A 14,116-nucleotide genomic window follows, 5' to 3' on the forward strand; every position below is an offset into this window, starting at 1 on the left:
GCGGCCCATGGCGTCCAGGTCGTTCGTACAGTGGCGCGCTCCACCTGGACGCCATGAACCACGCCCGCTCCACGGTGTGTGGGTCGACGGCGGACGGGATGAGAGCAGGTGGATTAGTGGGTTGAGGCGGGAAGCGATCTGTCACTGTCGGGGAATGTTGCACTTGGCCAGGTCACAACTGCGACCATTGATGAGTGACTTCAACTCCCCTATGGGTACCGCTAGTAGTCGCTGGTGTCGGCGTCGTAGCGACGCTGGTCGCAGGGACCGTAGGCGCTTTGATCACGCAGCGCTGGTCAGACCGTCGCGAAACAGTCGCCTGGGAGCGCGAGCGACAGCGCGAGCGCGAAAGCTGGGATCGCGAGGACGAGGCCCGCACGTTCGAGCACCGTAGACAGGCGCACGTGGCTTTCTATGAAGCGGTAAAAGGTCTGGCCAGGACCGCTTACAACCATTGCTACGGCTTCACAGAAGAACCTGAGCTGGAAGAGGGCTGGCAGTCCGACGCTTTCGCCAAGCTCGCGCAGTTGCAGTTCTACGCCGATCGAGCCGTGACCGCTGCTGCGTCCGCTGCCTACAGCGCCGCCTGGTCGTGGGGTCAGTACGGTATACATGACGCTCCCGACGACCCAAGCTTTTACGAGCGGCAGCAGAAGTTCGACGAGGCTGAGCTTGAGATGCTCCTCCTTACGCGAGAGAGCCTGTCGATCCCGGAAGCTGACCTGACCCTTCCACCTCCCGGCTACAGCTACCCGGGAGACCAAGGCGGAGATGAAGGACCAGATGGCGAGAGCTAGATCAGGTCTGGCAGGTAGCGAAAGCCGAACTGTCAAGGGCGCCGGGGTTGTCTGACACCAGCGGCTGACACCAACGATGAATTAGGGGAGCATTGTGGGAATCTCATTGCCGGACCGCAAGCGACTATGGGGGCGATCAGGCGACACATGCGCTTTTCCGGAATGCAGGAAAAGACTCACTGCGGACCTTCAGGATTACACAGAGGACCCTGACGTGAACGAAGGTGTCACTCTCGGCGAGGAAGCACACATCGTCGCAGAGTCAGACCACGGCCCGCGAGCAAATCCCCAAATGCCGCAGAAGGAGAGAGACTCATACGCAAATATGATTTTGCTTTGCGAGGAGCATCATAAAGTAATTGACGCCTCCAATGGGCGCTACTTCTCGATTGAAGTTCTCTTGGAGATGAAAAGAGAGCACGAGGAACGGGTAGCCAAGAGCATGGGGGATCCAGCAAAAGAAACGGAAGCGGCAGCAGAACGAGCCGCTGACTTCGTGAGTGAATGGGAAAGGCGCGTAGAGATCGACAAATGGGACGGATGGACATCTTCCCTCCTAGCCCCTACGCCCGTTATGGGATTCGATCAATTTGAGCGCTTCTTCGACACCAGCCTATGGCTGCAAGGAAGAAGTTGGCCCACTTCTCACTTTTCAAAATTTCGACAGGCTGATCGCATTTTCACAGAGGTGTGGGCCGATCTAATCCAGACCATTAGTGACACTTTTGCGCATCACCGAATCGCGCGAGACCGATTCTGCCTCCACGAAAAACACAAGGAAATCAGCTGGAATGAGCAGCTCTACCGAGAGTACGGAGATGAATTCGACTTCAATGTTGACATAATTCACGAACTCGTATTTCATCTAACGTCAGCAGGCAATCTGATGATTCAACGAATCCGACAGGAGATCCAGGTCGGATACCGATTCAGTGAAGGAAATTTGAGGATCACTCACGGCCCGAACGAGATGCTGCGTTTCGAGCACTTCAGCCCCTCTTACAGTGAGGACGAGCAAGCGTCGGAAAATCCATACCCTGGCTTGGATAAAATAAAGGAGTTCGTGGCCGACCAGCTACGTAACGGACGCTAGGTGGGAAGCTCCTCCTGTCGCCCTCGGTGAGTGCATCCGGTCGGCCGATCTTCACCCCGGCATGACCGCCGACTGACGAGCGAAGCTCGTGCCACAACCGTGCCAGATACAAAGGTCAGCCACGGTCAATACAGGTGGCTGACGGACGCACCTGCACCCGGTATCTCCACCAACGGAGGCGCAGGTCACCGGCCAGATACCTCAGCCTCTCTCCTAAAGCGGTGATTGCTCGACCACCCGCTGCACGCTCGGCGCAGGCCACCAGTGCGCTGCCGTCTTCGGTGAGGAAGAGCAGGAAGGTCCATGTCCGATCGGCAGAATCGATCGGCGCTCCGCGCACCGGCCGGCCATGCTCGCGGAGGAGCCGCACCGCTCATTCCAGCCCCAGAGGTTCGATGCCTTTCAGCCGCAGGCGTCGAAGGCGGCGTGCATAGACCCCGGCATGCCGTTCCGCGGGCTTAGTCCGATCCCATACTGCTGGTGCTGTCCCCGGCGCCTCGAACGGGATCCGCATTCAGCTCTGTTGCGGCCAGCGGCTCCGGCTCTGGAAGTACTCGAGAGCCGCGGGTTCCTCTGTGAATTGAAGCAGGCCGCCTACCCTGTCTGCCAATAGTGCTCGAACCTCGGATGGTGTGGTGAAGAAGAACTCGCGTCGCTCGTTGACGAAGTTGACACGTCGATCGGCGAACGCCTTATGGAGTTCGGACTCCAGTGTCACGGCGTCCTGCGAGAAGAACAGGGCATGCACGTCGTACCGGAACGGTACTGAAGCGTCGCCGAGCTCCCGGACGCGGTCCATCGGCTCGAGGCGGCGGGTCATTCCGATCTTGACGATATTCGGACCGAAGGCGCCAATGTTGGAGATTACGTATACGTAGCCGGCGCGGATGTTCGCGAGGCGGTAGTCATTGGCCGCGATGGCTTTCTCGATGTCAGCAAGGCGACGGGAGAGTTCAGCGACGGCAGTGTCATCGCCTTTGGCGCGGAGCGATTCCAGGACGCTAATGTAGTGCGCTCGCTCTTTCTCGAGTCGCTCCTTCTCGACGGCCAATTCCTGCTCAGCCCGGCGCTGTTCGCGGAGAAGCTGGCGCTCCTGGCGGGCGCGTTCGCGTTCCTCCTGCACCTTCATCTGAAAGTCGGCAGTCAGTTCGAGCTCAGTGGTTCGCAGAGCGTGATACTCGGGGTTGATCCGCATCTCCATGATCGCCCCTAGCTTCTCAATCGCGGTGACCGCCGACTCCAGTCGCTTCTGCGCGGTGCGTGCGTTCCCTGACCTCAGCGAGCGCACGCAGTTGTCGGCCTCCGCGTTGTAGGCCCGTAGCATCAGCTTGGATAGATCGCCGACAAGTTTCCGTCCTCGAGCCAGAGACCCGTCGAAGGTGAACATGTCGGCGGCGAGGATCGCGCGACCGCTCTTAATGGCGTCGTCGATCTGGCCCTCGAGGCTGCGGAGCCGGTTCTTGTAGGCCGCCGCGTTCTCCAGAGGATGGTGGTAGCGATAAATGCCGACGCCCTGCAAGGCTCGCTGGTCGCTGAGATCGATCACGTCGGCGCCATTTTGTGCGGTAGCAAGCGCGGTTTCGAGATCGGCGATACGGGCCAACAGCGGCGCGGGGTCGACTCCGCGAAACGGTGGTGCAGTCGGGGGGCCAGCAAATGTCTGGTCTGGCGTAGTTCCCGGTGCCCCTTGCCCCGTGCCGGTGGGAGCTTCGGCGATTGACACGGTGGCGGACTCGTCGACGTCGTTGTCCGATTCGGACTCGTCGTCGGACACGAAGAGGTGCCAGCCAGGTGGTGGGGTCGGCCAAGCCGGGTCGGGCTTCCATCCTGGCGGAGGAGTCCAGCCCTCGGGCGGCGTGGGCCACCCTGGCGGTGAGTTGAACCGCATCGTCACTGTCCTCGAACGCGGATGCCGCGACTGGTGTCTGCCGATACTAGGTCGAATGGCGACTTCGACATCGCGGCGCCGAGGTGCTGCAAAGTGGCCTGCGGGACAACTTTTTCCAGATCGAACCCGTTGAAGGTCTCGCGGTCCGCGGCGACGACGGCAAGAGGAACGGTGGTCGGGCGACCGGTGGCGGGGTCAATCGTATTGACGCCGACCGTCAGCGCGATCGAGTGGATTTTGCCAGCGCGGTCGGCCTCGAAGACTTCGTGCAGGCTGCGAACTGCAACTTGCCAGACTGCGTTCGCGTACCGCTCCTTCTTTTCGCGAACGGGCAGGGCAGTTGAGGTAATCTCGTCCTTCGCCTTCACATATCGGTACCCCTTCACTGAGGGTACAGTTGAGGGCTCTGGAACACTGACTGTGAGCGTGAGTTCTCGAGATTCGAGATTGAACGCATGGTCGTGCTCGACCGGGAAAACCTCGGGGTAGACCGAGTTGGACAGGACGATGCCGACGTACTCCTCGATGGCGGATTCGACATCGAAGGCAAGGTCGTTGATGAGCTTGGTGAGCTCGGCGTTGTGAGCTGACGCCTCAGCTTCGCGCTTCTCGCATTCCTGCTTGTATTTCTCCTCGGCGGCAGATAGTTCCGCCACGCGCTTGGCTTCTATCTTCTCGCGCTGGGCAACTGCCTTGACGTAGCGATTCTGGAGAGCATCCCTGGCGAGCTCCCAGCCGTCATGCGCCTTCTCAAAGGAGGCCCTGGCCTCCTCGATGGCCCGTTGGTGCCGCTTCTTCCCTCCAAGAGCGGCTGAGAGTCCGCGGGGTGCAGTCGGCTCCTGATACACCGGCTCAGGGGTGTACTTCGGCTCCGCAACCTCGGGTGTAGGGACAGCCAGGCCACCAGGCTCGAACGGAGGATGCTCGACCCCCGCGATCTTCAATGATTCGAGATCGACATAGTCGTCTATGTCCAGGGTCCAGGCGAGCAGACTGTCGATGTCGGCACGATCGCTGGCCAGATCGGTGTTCATGGACTCGACCTCTGCGAGCCGGGACTCCACCTGGAGCCGCGCGGCCTCACGCTCCGCGGCCTTCGTCTCGGCGGCAGAGGCTCTTGCCGCCGCCGCCTGCGCGCGCTCGTGTGCCTTCCTGGCTCGTTCGGCTTCGCGCTGCGCTGCAAGATGAGCGCGATGGGCGGCGGCCTCCTGCTGCCGTCGATGCTTCTCCGCCTGCTGTGCCTGGTAGTTCAGCTCCGCGAAGAAACCGCGACGTCTGCCCATCACATCCCCCATAAGACCCGGTGCCGAGAACTCAATCCCTGTGAGTTTCACCGTAGCGACGATCACTGCCGCTGGAAAGTTAACCCAGGATCGAGGACGGAGTCGCCGCAGGTCCCGGGCCCGTCCCTGGGTCAGGCGTTGGGATCACCGGATTGTCGTGCGGGGCCGACGGCAGGAACCTGATCGGCCACGCGGGCGTGGTGCTGCTGCGGAAGGTCGCCGGCCGCGTCGGCCTGGCCATCGCGCTGCGAGACATCCTGCGCGGCTCACCGTTAGCCGAGGACGCCGAACTGATCGTGAGCGAACTGAGCGCGAACGCGATCCTCCACACCGCCAGCGGACAGCAGTCGGGCAGCTTCCATCTGGCTCTCGCGGTCTCGTCGCAGGTGGTCGCGCTGTCGGTCACGGACGACGGCGGCACCGGGACGGCGCCGAAGGCCGAGCACGCCGACCAGGACGCCACACACGGGCGAGGCCTGGGCATGGTCAGCGCCATCGCACACCGGGTCCTGGTCCACGACAGCCAGGCCGGCCACACAGTCACCGCGGAACTGTTCACGAGCGGCCAGCCGGGAGGCCACCGGTGCTGACGTCGGCCATTCCCGAGGACTTAGAACTCCTAACGGAATGAGCAGCAGGTGCTCGAAGCTTGGCGGGACCCAAGCGGCCGGTACCCATGCGCAACCGATCGGTTGCGTATGGGCTTCCGGATGTGCAACCTTTGGGTAGCGCATCCGGATGAGATGAGGTTGCAATGATCCCCAACACGATCGAACGCGCCATCCTGATCAATGCCTCCAGGGAACGGGTCTGGTCCGTGCTGAGCGAGCCCGCTTTCCTCGGTCGCTGGTTCGGCGATGGAGAGCCGGTCAAGGTCGACCTGCGCTCCGGCGGTCTCCTGGTCTTCGACCACGGCATCCACGGCGTCATTCCCGCTCGTATCCAGACAGTCGAGCCGCCGCGCGTCCTGTCCTGGCGGTGGTCCCAAGGCGCCGCAGGCGAGGAGCCGGACGACTCCAACGCCACTCTGGTCGAGTTCACCCTGACCGAAGACGACTCCACAGGAGGCACCTGGCTCACCATGGTCGAGAGCGGCTTCGCGCACCTCAGGCTGCCCACCGGCGAGGCCACTGACCGGCACCGCGCCAACAGCCAGAACTGGCCGGGCAAGCTCGACCAACTGCGCGCGGACTGCGAACAGACCACGGCATGACCCGCACCACCGAGGGCGAACAGGCCCCCGATGACGTCCTGGTGGCCCTGGCCGACCCGATCCGCCGAGAGGTCCTGGCCGCCCTTGCCCGCGAAGGCGGCGCGACCTCGACGTCCCTCGCGGCAAGCCTCCCTATCACCCGCCAGGCGGTGGCCAAACACCTGGCAGTCCTTGACCGCGCCGGACTGGTACGCGCCCACCGGGCCGGACGCGAGGTCCGCTACGAAGCCGACCTGCAGCCACTGAGGCGGACAATGCGGTGGATGGACACTCTCACCACCCAGTGGGAACACCGCCTCAACGCGATCAAGGATCTGGCGGAGGGGGCCACTGGGCCCTGAACCCCCGCAGTGCCGCCTCAAAGGCCCGTCGCAGCGCGGAGTCTTCTCCAGCAGATCAGTGCGCATCCCAGGGTGAGGAACGCTTCGTGGATGTCGTCGTGTATCTCCCAGCGGATCCGCAGGCGACGGAACCAGTGCAAGTGGGCGAACGCACGCTCCACGACCCAGCGTTGGGTGCCCAGGCCGGAGCCGTGCTCGGTGCCGCGGCGGGCGATCAGCGGCTTCACGCCGAGGTCCCAGACCAGACGGCGGTACTTGTCGTGGTCGTAGCCGCGGTCACCCAGCACCACGTCCGGGCGTCGCCGGGGCCGACCGCGCTTGCCCCGCACGGGCGGCACGGCTCGGAGGAGCGGGATCAGCTGGGTGACGTCGTTGCGGTTGCCGCCGGTCAGGGTGGCGGCGAGCGGGATGCCGGTGGCATCGGTGATCAGGTGATGCTTACTGCCCGTCCTGCCCCGGTCGACGGGGCTTCGTCCCGTCTTGGGGCCCCCTTTAATGCCCGGATGTGCGAGCCGTCGACGGCCGCCCGGGAGAAGTCCAGGGCGTTCGCGCCGCGAAGCTTGGCAAGGAGCGTCTCGTGCAGCCGGGGCCATACTCCGGCCTCGGTCCACTCGGCCAGGCGCCGCCAGCAGGTCATGCCCGACCCGAAACCGAGTTCCTGCGGTAGATGCTCCCAGGAAATCCCGGTGTGCAGCACGAACAGGATGCCCTGGAACACCAGCCGGTCCGGATGCCGCTTGCGCCCGGGATGCCGACTTCGGCGCTCCACCTTCGGCAACAACAGCTCGATCATCGCCCACAGCTCGTCGTTGACCTCCCACGGCTTCGGCCGCGCCACCCCGTACCCCCAGATCACCAGTCCCAGAGTGATCCAATCACCCCGGAGATCATTTCGTTAGGAGTTCTTAGCCGCGGCGGGGCCGGGGCAGGGTGGCACCTACCGCTGCTGGGCCGTGGCGTATCCCTTGCACGAGACCAGCTCGATCCTCCTGGGATCGCACGATGCGACGAGCCCTCGCCTGGCGCTGTGGTGGCTTCGCGAGCGCGCGAGGAACGTCGCGGACCAACTCGACACGGCATACGCCCAGCCGGGCCGCTACTGGCTGCGGGACGAGAGCGAGCACGAACGAGCCCTCGCCTACCTGACAACGGGCACGGCCTACCAACTCGCCCTGCACGACGAGAACACGCGCTACGTCCTCGTGGCCTACCCGCCGGGAGCGACCTCGTGAACGGATACACCCGCGGCTTCTGGTGCGAATGCTGGACCGAAGACCTCACCGAGACGCGACAGCCGACCCTCCGCGGCTCCTTCGAAGCCCACTCGGCCGGACAGGCAGACCGCTGGATAGCGATCGCACTGCGCACCATCACACCAGCACTGGACTCCAGAGCCTCCGACGAAGCCTGGGAGTGGCTGTACGAAGGCCGCATCGAGACAAGGAGAGCTCTCCTGTGCTCGGAACCCTGCACAGTCTCAGTCAACCAGGGCGGCACACGCATCACTTGGACGGCCCGACCAGTGCTCTTCCTACCCCTGGCGCACCGTCGAGGCCTTGAACTCCCAGCCTGCGCGTATGTCTTCAAGCCCCACGCCGAGTACTGAGTTACAACTTTCTCCCTGGTTCAAGGCGGACCGCCTACGGCGGTCCGCTCGCTGGCGGCCGCGGGCCGCCCCGCTCTCTGTCTCCGCCACCGCTGCGCCGGCCCCCGGCCACTCAGCGCGCAGCACCGCCAAGGCAGACAGCCAGGCCTGGAAGCAACTCGCCCAGCCCGAGGGCCAGTACACGACTACGACCAGGTTGAGCCCGAGCAGGCACGACCCCGCCGTCCAGATGGCCGCCATTTCGAAAGCGGGGAACGTGGCTGATGCCGGTACGGGGTTGCTGAAAACATACGTGACGGGTGCTCGTTCGGCGCACCCGCCGCCGTGGCTGACTTTCGGTGGCACAGGTCAGAACCTGTAACGGGAAGGCTGCTGCGTGGTCCGAGCCGCCTGCGGGGAGATGACGTGCATTTGGCGCTCGGCATCGTCTGGGCTCCGTTCGACGTTGAGCCAGATGCGTGATGTCCTGGAAGTGTGACAGCGGCCATCAGGCGGTGCATTATCCCCCAAAGCGGAGCCTACGCTGGGCCACAGATCACCTGCCTGGGAATCTAGGCTCGAGTCTTATTCGCGAAGGTGTTGGTGGCAGTGTCGACATATAAGGCACCGTTTGAGATGGATCAAGTCTACCGCTACACGATCCCGCCGCGACTTAATTCCATTATTAGAATTCGAACGCTGCCGAACGCGTGCTGCGTTATCAATGATGCGGACGACGGCAACCCATTGCTTGTGCAATATTCTGACCCGGATGGATTCCTTGCCTTTGATATATGCCCAGCAGGCGAATCCGTAGAGATCGCCCGCCTGAGCGTTGACGCGAAAACCGATGGGGAAAGCGTACAGCATGCTCTGAAATTTCATTTCAGCAATAAGCCGAACGACAAATATCCACTGCCGCCCGCTCAATATCGATCGCCGCCTCGTCGAGATGAAAGGATCCGTCCCGGTCTGGAATTAAGTGAGTGCTTGAGCCTTCAAGACGATGAGCTTCTGGCGCGCGGGTACCCGACCCGCCCCGATCCGGAACTCACCCCTTCCGCTTTCGATACCTGGCTCCGGATCGTCTCAAATCCCATTGCTTTCATAGAGCCCCACTTGGTGGCACGCTCAGACGTCGCAGGTGCACCTCGGCCACTCGGTGATCCGGTCAACCGTGATTTCATAGATACCGATAACTGGAGCGGTTTCCAGGCAGAGGCCCCCGCCGGCACCTATGTTCAGGTGTTTGGCCAGTGGCAGGTTCCCGAGGTGTCCGGAGCAATCCTGAGCCCAAAAGCGTACAGCGGTCTCTGGGTTGGTCTTGGCGAAGGTGTTCTCGTCCAAGCCGGAACGGCCCAAGAGTGCATCGTTAAGCTGGTCCATGAGCCCAGCGTTATAGTTCCAGTAACGCTGAGCACCTACAATGCGTGGACGCAATTCCGACCCATCCAACCGACTGCACAACTGATTACAAACTTCCCGATACGACCTGGCGATGTCATCTTGGGCGATGTCTGGATCGCTGATAAAGATCCCGATATCGGCCCTCCGCCTTCCCTGATCCCTCCGCCTTCACTAAGCGGCACCCATGTCTGGTTTCAGCTGATAAACGTGACAACGATGAAGTCGACCAGAGTCCTGATCCCAAGAGGTTCTGTGGCCGTGCCTGGCGCTCAAGCGGAATGGATCATGGAACGGCCACAGGTGCGCGGTGGCTCTCCTCCGCTAGCTAACTACGGCACGGCCACCATGGGCGTTGCTGCGGCGCGCCGGGCTGACGGTAGATACGTTCTCTACCGTGACGCGAACGTAACTTCGATCACGATGATTAGTCACCATAGCGGCCACGAAATGTCGAGCGTAGCCGTCGTGGACAAGAGCACGATGAGATTCAAGTGGCACGCCTTTGAGTGACAAAATTCTGCAGTTAGAGAAGTGATGCAACCGAGGATAGCGTCGGCAAAAAATCGAGCAGATGCGCCAAGTTCCTTACCGACAGGGAGCGGGCTAATGACTGGGATACAGGAGCAGGTCGAACAGCGGTCCGACAATATGGAACTGGCACGGCACTTCTTGGCCCAGTCCAATCAGCAGGCCGACCAAGGGCAGGTGGCACAAGCAGTCGCGGCGGCGCAAGCTGCGGTGGACATCTTGCACAGGTTCCAGCCGCCAGCTGAACGAAAGGCCGAATACCAGAGACTGCTCGCAGAGGCGTTGCACAAGGTGGTGCAGCGGTTGATACAGGCCGGTCATGCCGGAGACGCGGCGCCGTCCGCCCACGAAGCGGTGCAGATGTACCGGCAGGCGGCAGGCATCTCCACGGGCGATCCAGTGCTGAAGATCGCCGAAGACCTGCTGACGTTGTCCCAGCGAGTGGCCGACATCCCCCTGCCGACGGAAGCGGTCACCGCAGCACAGACGGCCGTCGACATCCTGCACGAGATCCAAGTACCACCCGGCCATGAAGCCCAGTACCTCTCGCTGCTCGTTGCGACGTTGCGCACCCTGGCGCAGCGACTGACCCAAGCTGGAGGCCCTGAGGAGGCTACGTAGCCCGCCCACGAAGCCTCGCAGGCTGAGGAGTTGGCGGCCGCCTTGGCTTGCCTGCCGCTTCCTTACCTGGCCCCTATCCTCCCCACCGTTCTGCGTGGGCCGATGGCGGACGGGATGGGAACTCTCCGCGCTCGCCACACTCGGCCGGCACTCGCGAACGGCGCCCCTCGTCGCTCGTCATTTCGGAGCCTGAGCGCCCCCCGCCGGAGGCATGCTTTGACCTGCGGCCGTTCCATGCGGCGATCGACTCATGGCCGCGGCCCTATCCGCATGTGGGCGCGCGTCGGCGCAGCGCGGGCCGGAGCGGGCCGGAGGCAGGAGCGGCGCCTGCGGCGGAGCCGGGTGCCTTGATGGGGTAGGGAAATCTGTGACTGAGCGTCCTGACGGGAGCCCACCCGTACCCACCCAACGTCTGCTGTCTACGTCCGCTGGGCCAGGTCAGGTTGCTGCTACGCCACCGTTCGGAGTTGACGGCAGCCCTGGCACACAATCGCTAATCTGAGCGATCGGAGTAGGAGGCCGTCGGCGGCCCTCACGGTGTACTGCCCGATCCTACGGATCAGAAGGCTTCTGACATCCACGGCTGACATCAACGACGCCGGACGGGGGCGTACACCAGCACCCCTGTCCGGCCGTCACACCAGTGGACGGCAGCCGCCGCAGCGGTCGTGGATCGAACTCCTAAAGCGGGTGTCGCAGGTTCGAATCCTGCCGGGGGCACACGATGAAGGGCCAGTTCAGAGGCTTTATCTCCTCGAACTGGCCCTTCGGCATGTTCGGCGCCGTGCCACACACGTGCCACAACGCCGCTGAGCCTGCCCTATGGCTCTCCCGCCGCGCCTAGCATGTGGGGGTGGACGACATACAGGTTCCCGACTCCCTGGTGGCCCTGCAATCCGCTGCCTACGCCGCTCGCGTGTCGTTGGCTGACCATGTCCGATCGAGCGGTCCGGTCCGCGACTGGACCGACAGGACGCGAGCCGAGGCAGCCAGCCTCCAGCAGACGCTTGAGTCGGCGGAGACTGCCCTTCGTGAAGCTTTCGAAGCGAGCGACTTGCTGCGCGTACACAGCAGACACTCTCTGCGCCTATCTCTCATGAGGGCAGCGGCCCCTCCTGCTCCCCTCCCTTAGGAGCCCGTCGCCCTTCCGTCTCCCGGATCATCGAGCCGAGCCGATCGGCGATCGCCCGATCACGGTCACTCGTCATGTGCTGATAGATCAACGCCGCGCGCGAGCTGCTGTGCCCCAGCCTCGTCATCAGCTCCCGGGTACTGGCGCCAGCCGTCGAAGCCAACGTATTGCCGGTGTGCCTCAGATCGTGAAAGTGCAGCTCGGCTGAGACGCCCGCCGCCTTCCTGGCCTTGATCCAGTCATCCCGGAAGTTACTCCGCCGAAGCTGCCCGCCCTGCGGTCCAACGAACAGGTGACCCTCCTGTCCTTCAGCGGCGTAGCTCTTCAGGTGCTGACTGATCTCGCCGGCCAGCTCAGCGGGGAAGGAAACAGTCCGGACCCCCGCAGCCGACTTGGGCGCCTTGTCGAAGAGCCGCCCGTCCTGCAACTCGGCTTGCGCCCGGCGGACCACGGCCAAGCGGCCAGCCAAGTCGATGTCCTTGCGACGCAGCGCAGCCAACTCGCCGAAGCGGAGAGTCGTGAACGCGGCCAGGAGAACTAGCAGCCGGTAGCGCGGGGCCATGGCATCGGCCACGCCGAAGACCTCCGCCACCGACAACACGGGCCGCTCAGGCACATCGTAGCTGTCCGCGCCTTTCTCGTGGCCCACCCGCCGGGAGCCAACTCGTGAACGGATACACCCGCGGCTTCTGGTGCGAATGCTGGACCGAAGACCTCACCGAGACGCGACAGCCAACCCTCCGCGACTCCTTCGAAGCCCATTCGGCCGGACAGGCAAACCGCTGGATAGCGATCGCACTGCGCACCATCACACCAGCACTGGACTCCAGAGCCTCCGACGAAGCCTGGGAGTGGCTGTACGAGGGCCGCATCGAGACGAGGAGAGCCCTCCTGTGTTCGGAGCCCTGCACGGTCTCGATCAACCAGGACGATACACGCATCACCTGGACGGCTCGACCAGTGCTCTTCCTAGCCCTGGCGCACCGACGAAGCCTTGAACTTCAAGCCCCACGCCAGGTACTGAGTTACAACTTTCTCTACTGGTTCAAGCACCCGGCTGCGCTCCGCTCCGCCGGGCGGCCTTCCCGGCTGCGCCGACGCCCGCCCACACATGGATAGGCCCGGAGGTCATGAGTCGAGCACCCGACGTACCCGGCCCACGGTCAAGGACGATGCCTCCGGCGGGGGATCGGCCGGCACCGGGATGGAGGGGGCGCCGTTCCCGGCCGCGGGCACATCGTGGCGAGCGTTGAGGGCTCCCGTCCCGTCCACCGTCGACCCAGGCAGAGCCGAGCAGACGCGGCCCATGGCGTCCAGGTCGTTCGTACAGTGGCGCGCTCCACCTGGACGCCAGGAACCACACCCGCTCCACGGAGTGTGGGTCGACGGCAGACGGGACGGGAGCTGGGGGAGGTGGTGGTTTGAGGAGGTCGGGGGTGGCAGCTACTCAGCTCTGAACCGGCTTGCGCAGCAGATGATGCGTCTCGGTCTCCCCTGCAGGGGAGAAGCCTTCAGACAGGTACAGACGGTGAGCGTCCTCATTCACGCGATGCACTTGAAGAAGTGTGCCGTTGCCTTGCTCGCTCGCGCGTTCTACAACCCAGCGCACGGCAAGGGTGCCGTAGCCTCGGCGCTGAAATTCGGGCAGAACCTCGACAAGCTCAAGCCACACGTCACCGTCGCGCTCACCGAGGTAGATAGCGCCGACTCGACGGTCGCCATCGCTGAAGATGAACACTGCATGATCGTTCACGAGCGGTGCAAAGAAGGCTCGTTGCTGGTCCTGCTCCCAAGGCCCGTACGCCTGCTCAACCAACGCCTTGTGCGCTTGCTCGTGCAGTTCGTACAGCCACTGGTGATCTTCCTCAGTGGCGAGGCGCACCTCAACTGACGTTGCTGCGGTTATGTCCGTCACGTCTACCCCCTCAGCTTCATCCAGTTGATCAGCATAGTGCTAGTAGGACTCCGTTAGGTCGTTCTTGATCTCGGTGTTCTGTGTGTCCTGCTGGGCAGCGGCTGTTGGCAGGTGGTGCAGATGCCGGTCCAGCACCTCAAGGTGTCCTGGAATGCATCGAAAATCGCGGAAACCCGGTCTCGAAGCTGGCCGCCAGGGACGCACCGGGCCGCGGCATCTGCGGGAGCCGAGGTGGGTCCGGCGCTCGTGGAACGCCGCAGGCTCACTGTGCTGCGGGAAGCAGCCTCAACCACCACACCCGAACGGCACGCGG

14 protein-coding genes and 1 pseudogene are annotated in these 14,116 nt (G+C 63.4%); 10 read left to right on the forward strand and 5 right to left on the reverse strand.

What is annotated here, in order from left to right:
- The first annotated feature begins 278 nt into the window (after positions 1 to 278).
- Both AQJ27_RS50045 and AQJ27_RS56175 read left to right on the forward strand, forming a co-directional pair.
- Positions 279 to 797, forward strand: coding sequence for a hypothetical protein (locus AQJ27_RS50045; RefSeq protein WP_067385542.1), 519 nt, complete (start codon positions 279 to 281; stop codon positions 795 to 797).
- A 214-nt stretch (positions 798 to 1,011) separates the two neighbouring features.
- Positions 1,012 to 1,890 (forward strand): HNH endonuclease, encoded by an 879-nt coding sequence (locus tag AQJ27_RS56175; RefSeq protein WP_107120750.1) that lies wholly within the window; start codon positions 1,012 to 1,014, stop codon positions 1,888 to 1,890.
- Between the two features lie 514 nt (positions 1,891 to 2,404).
- On the opposite strand, the gene AQJ27_RS50050 is transcribed toward AQJ27_RS56175, so the two are convergent.
- Complete coding sequence (locus tag AQJ27_RS50050) at positions 2,405 to 3,664, reverse strand: SNIPE associated domain-containing protein (protein ID WP_201264536.1); 1,260 nt, start codon at positions 3,662 to 3,664, stop codon at positions 2,405 to 2,407.
- 116 nt (positions 3,665 to 3,780) lie between these two features.
- Positions 3,781 to 5,112 carry a hypothetical protein gene (locus AQJ27_RS50055; protein ID WP_201264537.1) on the reverse strand — a complete coding sequence of 444 codons (1,332 nt, stop codon included), beginning with the start codon at positions 5,110 to 5,112 and terminating at the stop codon, positions 3,781 to 3,783.
- Positions 5,113 to 5,258: 146 nt separating this feature from the next.
- Here AQJ27_RS50055 and AQJ27_RS50060 point away from each other — a divergent pair, with 146 nt between their 5' ends.
- The 3 genes from AQJ27_RS50060 (at position 5,259) to AQJ27_RS50070 (ending at position 6,615) form a co-directional block, all read left to right on the forward strand.
- The gene (locus AQJ27_RS50060) at positions 5,259 to 5,651 is read left to right on the forward strand and encodes an ATP-binding protein (RefSeq protein WP_067385562.1); all 393 of its coding nucleotides are present in this window, start codon (positions 5,259 to 5,261) and stop codon (positions 5,649 to 5,651) included.
- 164 nt (positions 5,652 to 5,815) lie between these two features.
- Positions 5,816 to 6,274, forward strand: coding sequence for an SRPBCC domain-containing protein (locus AQJ27_RS50065; protein WP_067385546.1), 459 nt, complete (start codon positions 5,816 to 5,818; stop codon positions 6,272 to 6,274).
- Positions 6,271 to 6,615, forward strand: coding sequence for an ArsR/SmtB family transcription factor (locus tag AQJ27_RS50070; protein WP_067385548.1), 345 nt, complete (start codon positions 6,271 to 6,273; stop codon positions 6,613 to 6,615). Before AQJ27_RS50065 ends, AQJ27_RS50070 begins: the two co-directional genes overlap by 4 nt.
- A 17-nt stretch (positions 6,616 to 6,632) precedes the next feature.
- Here the strand turns inward: AQJ27_RS50070 and AQJ27_RS54285 are convergent.
- A protein-coding gene (locus tag AQJ27_RS54285; RefSeq protein WP_096240625.1) for an IS5 family transposase occupies positions 6,633 to 7,408 on the reverse strand; the annotation gives its coding sequence in 2 pieces (ribosomal slippage) (positions 6,633 to 7,108 and positions 7,108 to 7,408; 777 coding nt in all).
- 172 nt (positions 7,409 to 7,580) lie between these two features.
- On the opposite strand from AQJ27_RS54285, the gene AQJ27_RS50085 reads away from it, so the two are divergent.
- The 4 genes from AQJ27_RS50085 (at position 7,581) to AQJ27_RS50090 (ending at position 10,756) form a co-directional block, all read left to right on the forward strand.
- Complete coding sequence (locus AQJ27_RS50085; RefSeq protein ID WP_235614048.1) at positions 7,581 to 7,847, forward strand: hypothetical protein; 267 nt, start codon at positions 7,581 to 7,583, stop codon at positions 7,845 to 7,847.
- Positions 7,844 to 8,221, forward strand: a complete 378-nt coding sequence (locus AQJ27_RS59990; protein ID WP_079065924.1) for a hypothetical protein — start codon at positions 7,844 to 7,846, stop codon at positions 8,219 to 8,221. Before AQJ27_RS50085 ends, AQJ27_RS59990 begins: the two co-directional genes overlap by 4 nt.
- A gap of 588 nt (positions 8,222 to 8,809) precedes the next feature.
- Positions 8,810 to 10,117: a G1 family glutamic endopeptidase gene (locus tag AQJ27_RS54295; protein WP_159064659.1), complete on the forward strand. Its 1,308-nt coding sequence runs from the start codon at positions 8,810 to 8,812 to the stop codon at positions 10,115 to 10,117.
- Between the two features lie 96 nt (positions 10,118 to 10,213).
- Positions 10,214 to 10,756, forward strand: a complete 543-nt coding sequence (locus tag AQJ27_RS50090) for a hypothetical protein (RefSeq protein WP_067385552.1) — start codon at positions 10,214 to 10,216, stop codon at positions 10,754 to 10,756.
- 1,094 nt (positions 10,757 to 11,850) lie between these two features.
- Here the strand turns inward: AQJ27_RS50090 and AQJ27_RS50095 are convergent.
- Positions 11,851 to 12,525, reverse strand: a pseudogene (locus tag AQJ27_RS50095) (tyrosine-type recombinase/integrase); the annotation flags it as partial.
- 29 nt (positions 12,526 to 12,554) lie between these two features.
- Here AQJ27_RS50095 and AQJ27_RS54300 point away from each other — a divergent pair.
- Complete coding sequence (locus AQJ27_RS54300; RefSeq protein WP_235614050.1) at positions 12,555 to 13,007, forward strand: hypothetical protein; 453 nt, start codon at positions 12,555 to 12,557, stop codon at positions 13,005 to 13,007.
- A gap of 328 nt (positions 13,008 to 13,335) precedes the next feature.
- Here AQJ27_RS54300 and AQJ27_RS54305 read toward each other — a convergent pair whose 3' ends face one another.
- Entirely contained in the window at positions 13,336 to 13,803 is a 468-nt protein-coding gene (locus AQJ27_RS54305; protein WP_159064660.1) for a GNAT family N-acetyltransferase, read from the reverse strand.
- Between the last annotated feature and the right edge of the window lie 313 nt (positions 13,804 to 14,116).

This window comes from Streptomyces olivochromogenes, assembly GCF_001514115.1.
In the GTDB taxonomy this organism is placed as follows: Bacteria; Actinomycetota; Actinomycetes; order Streptomycetales; family Streptomycetaceae; genus Streptomyces; species Streptomyces olivochromogenes.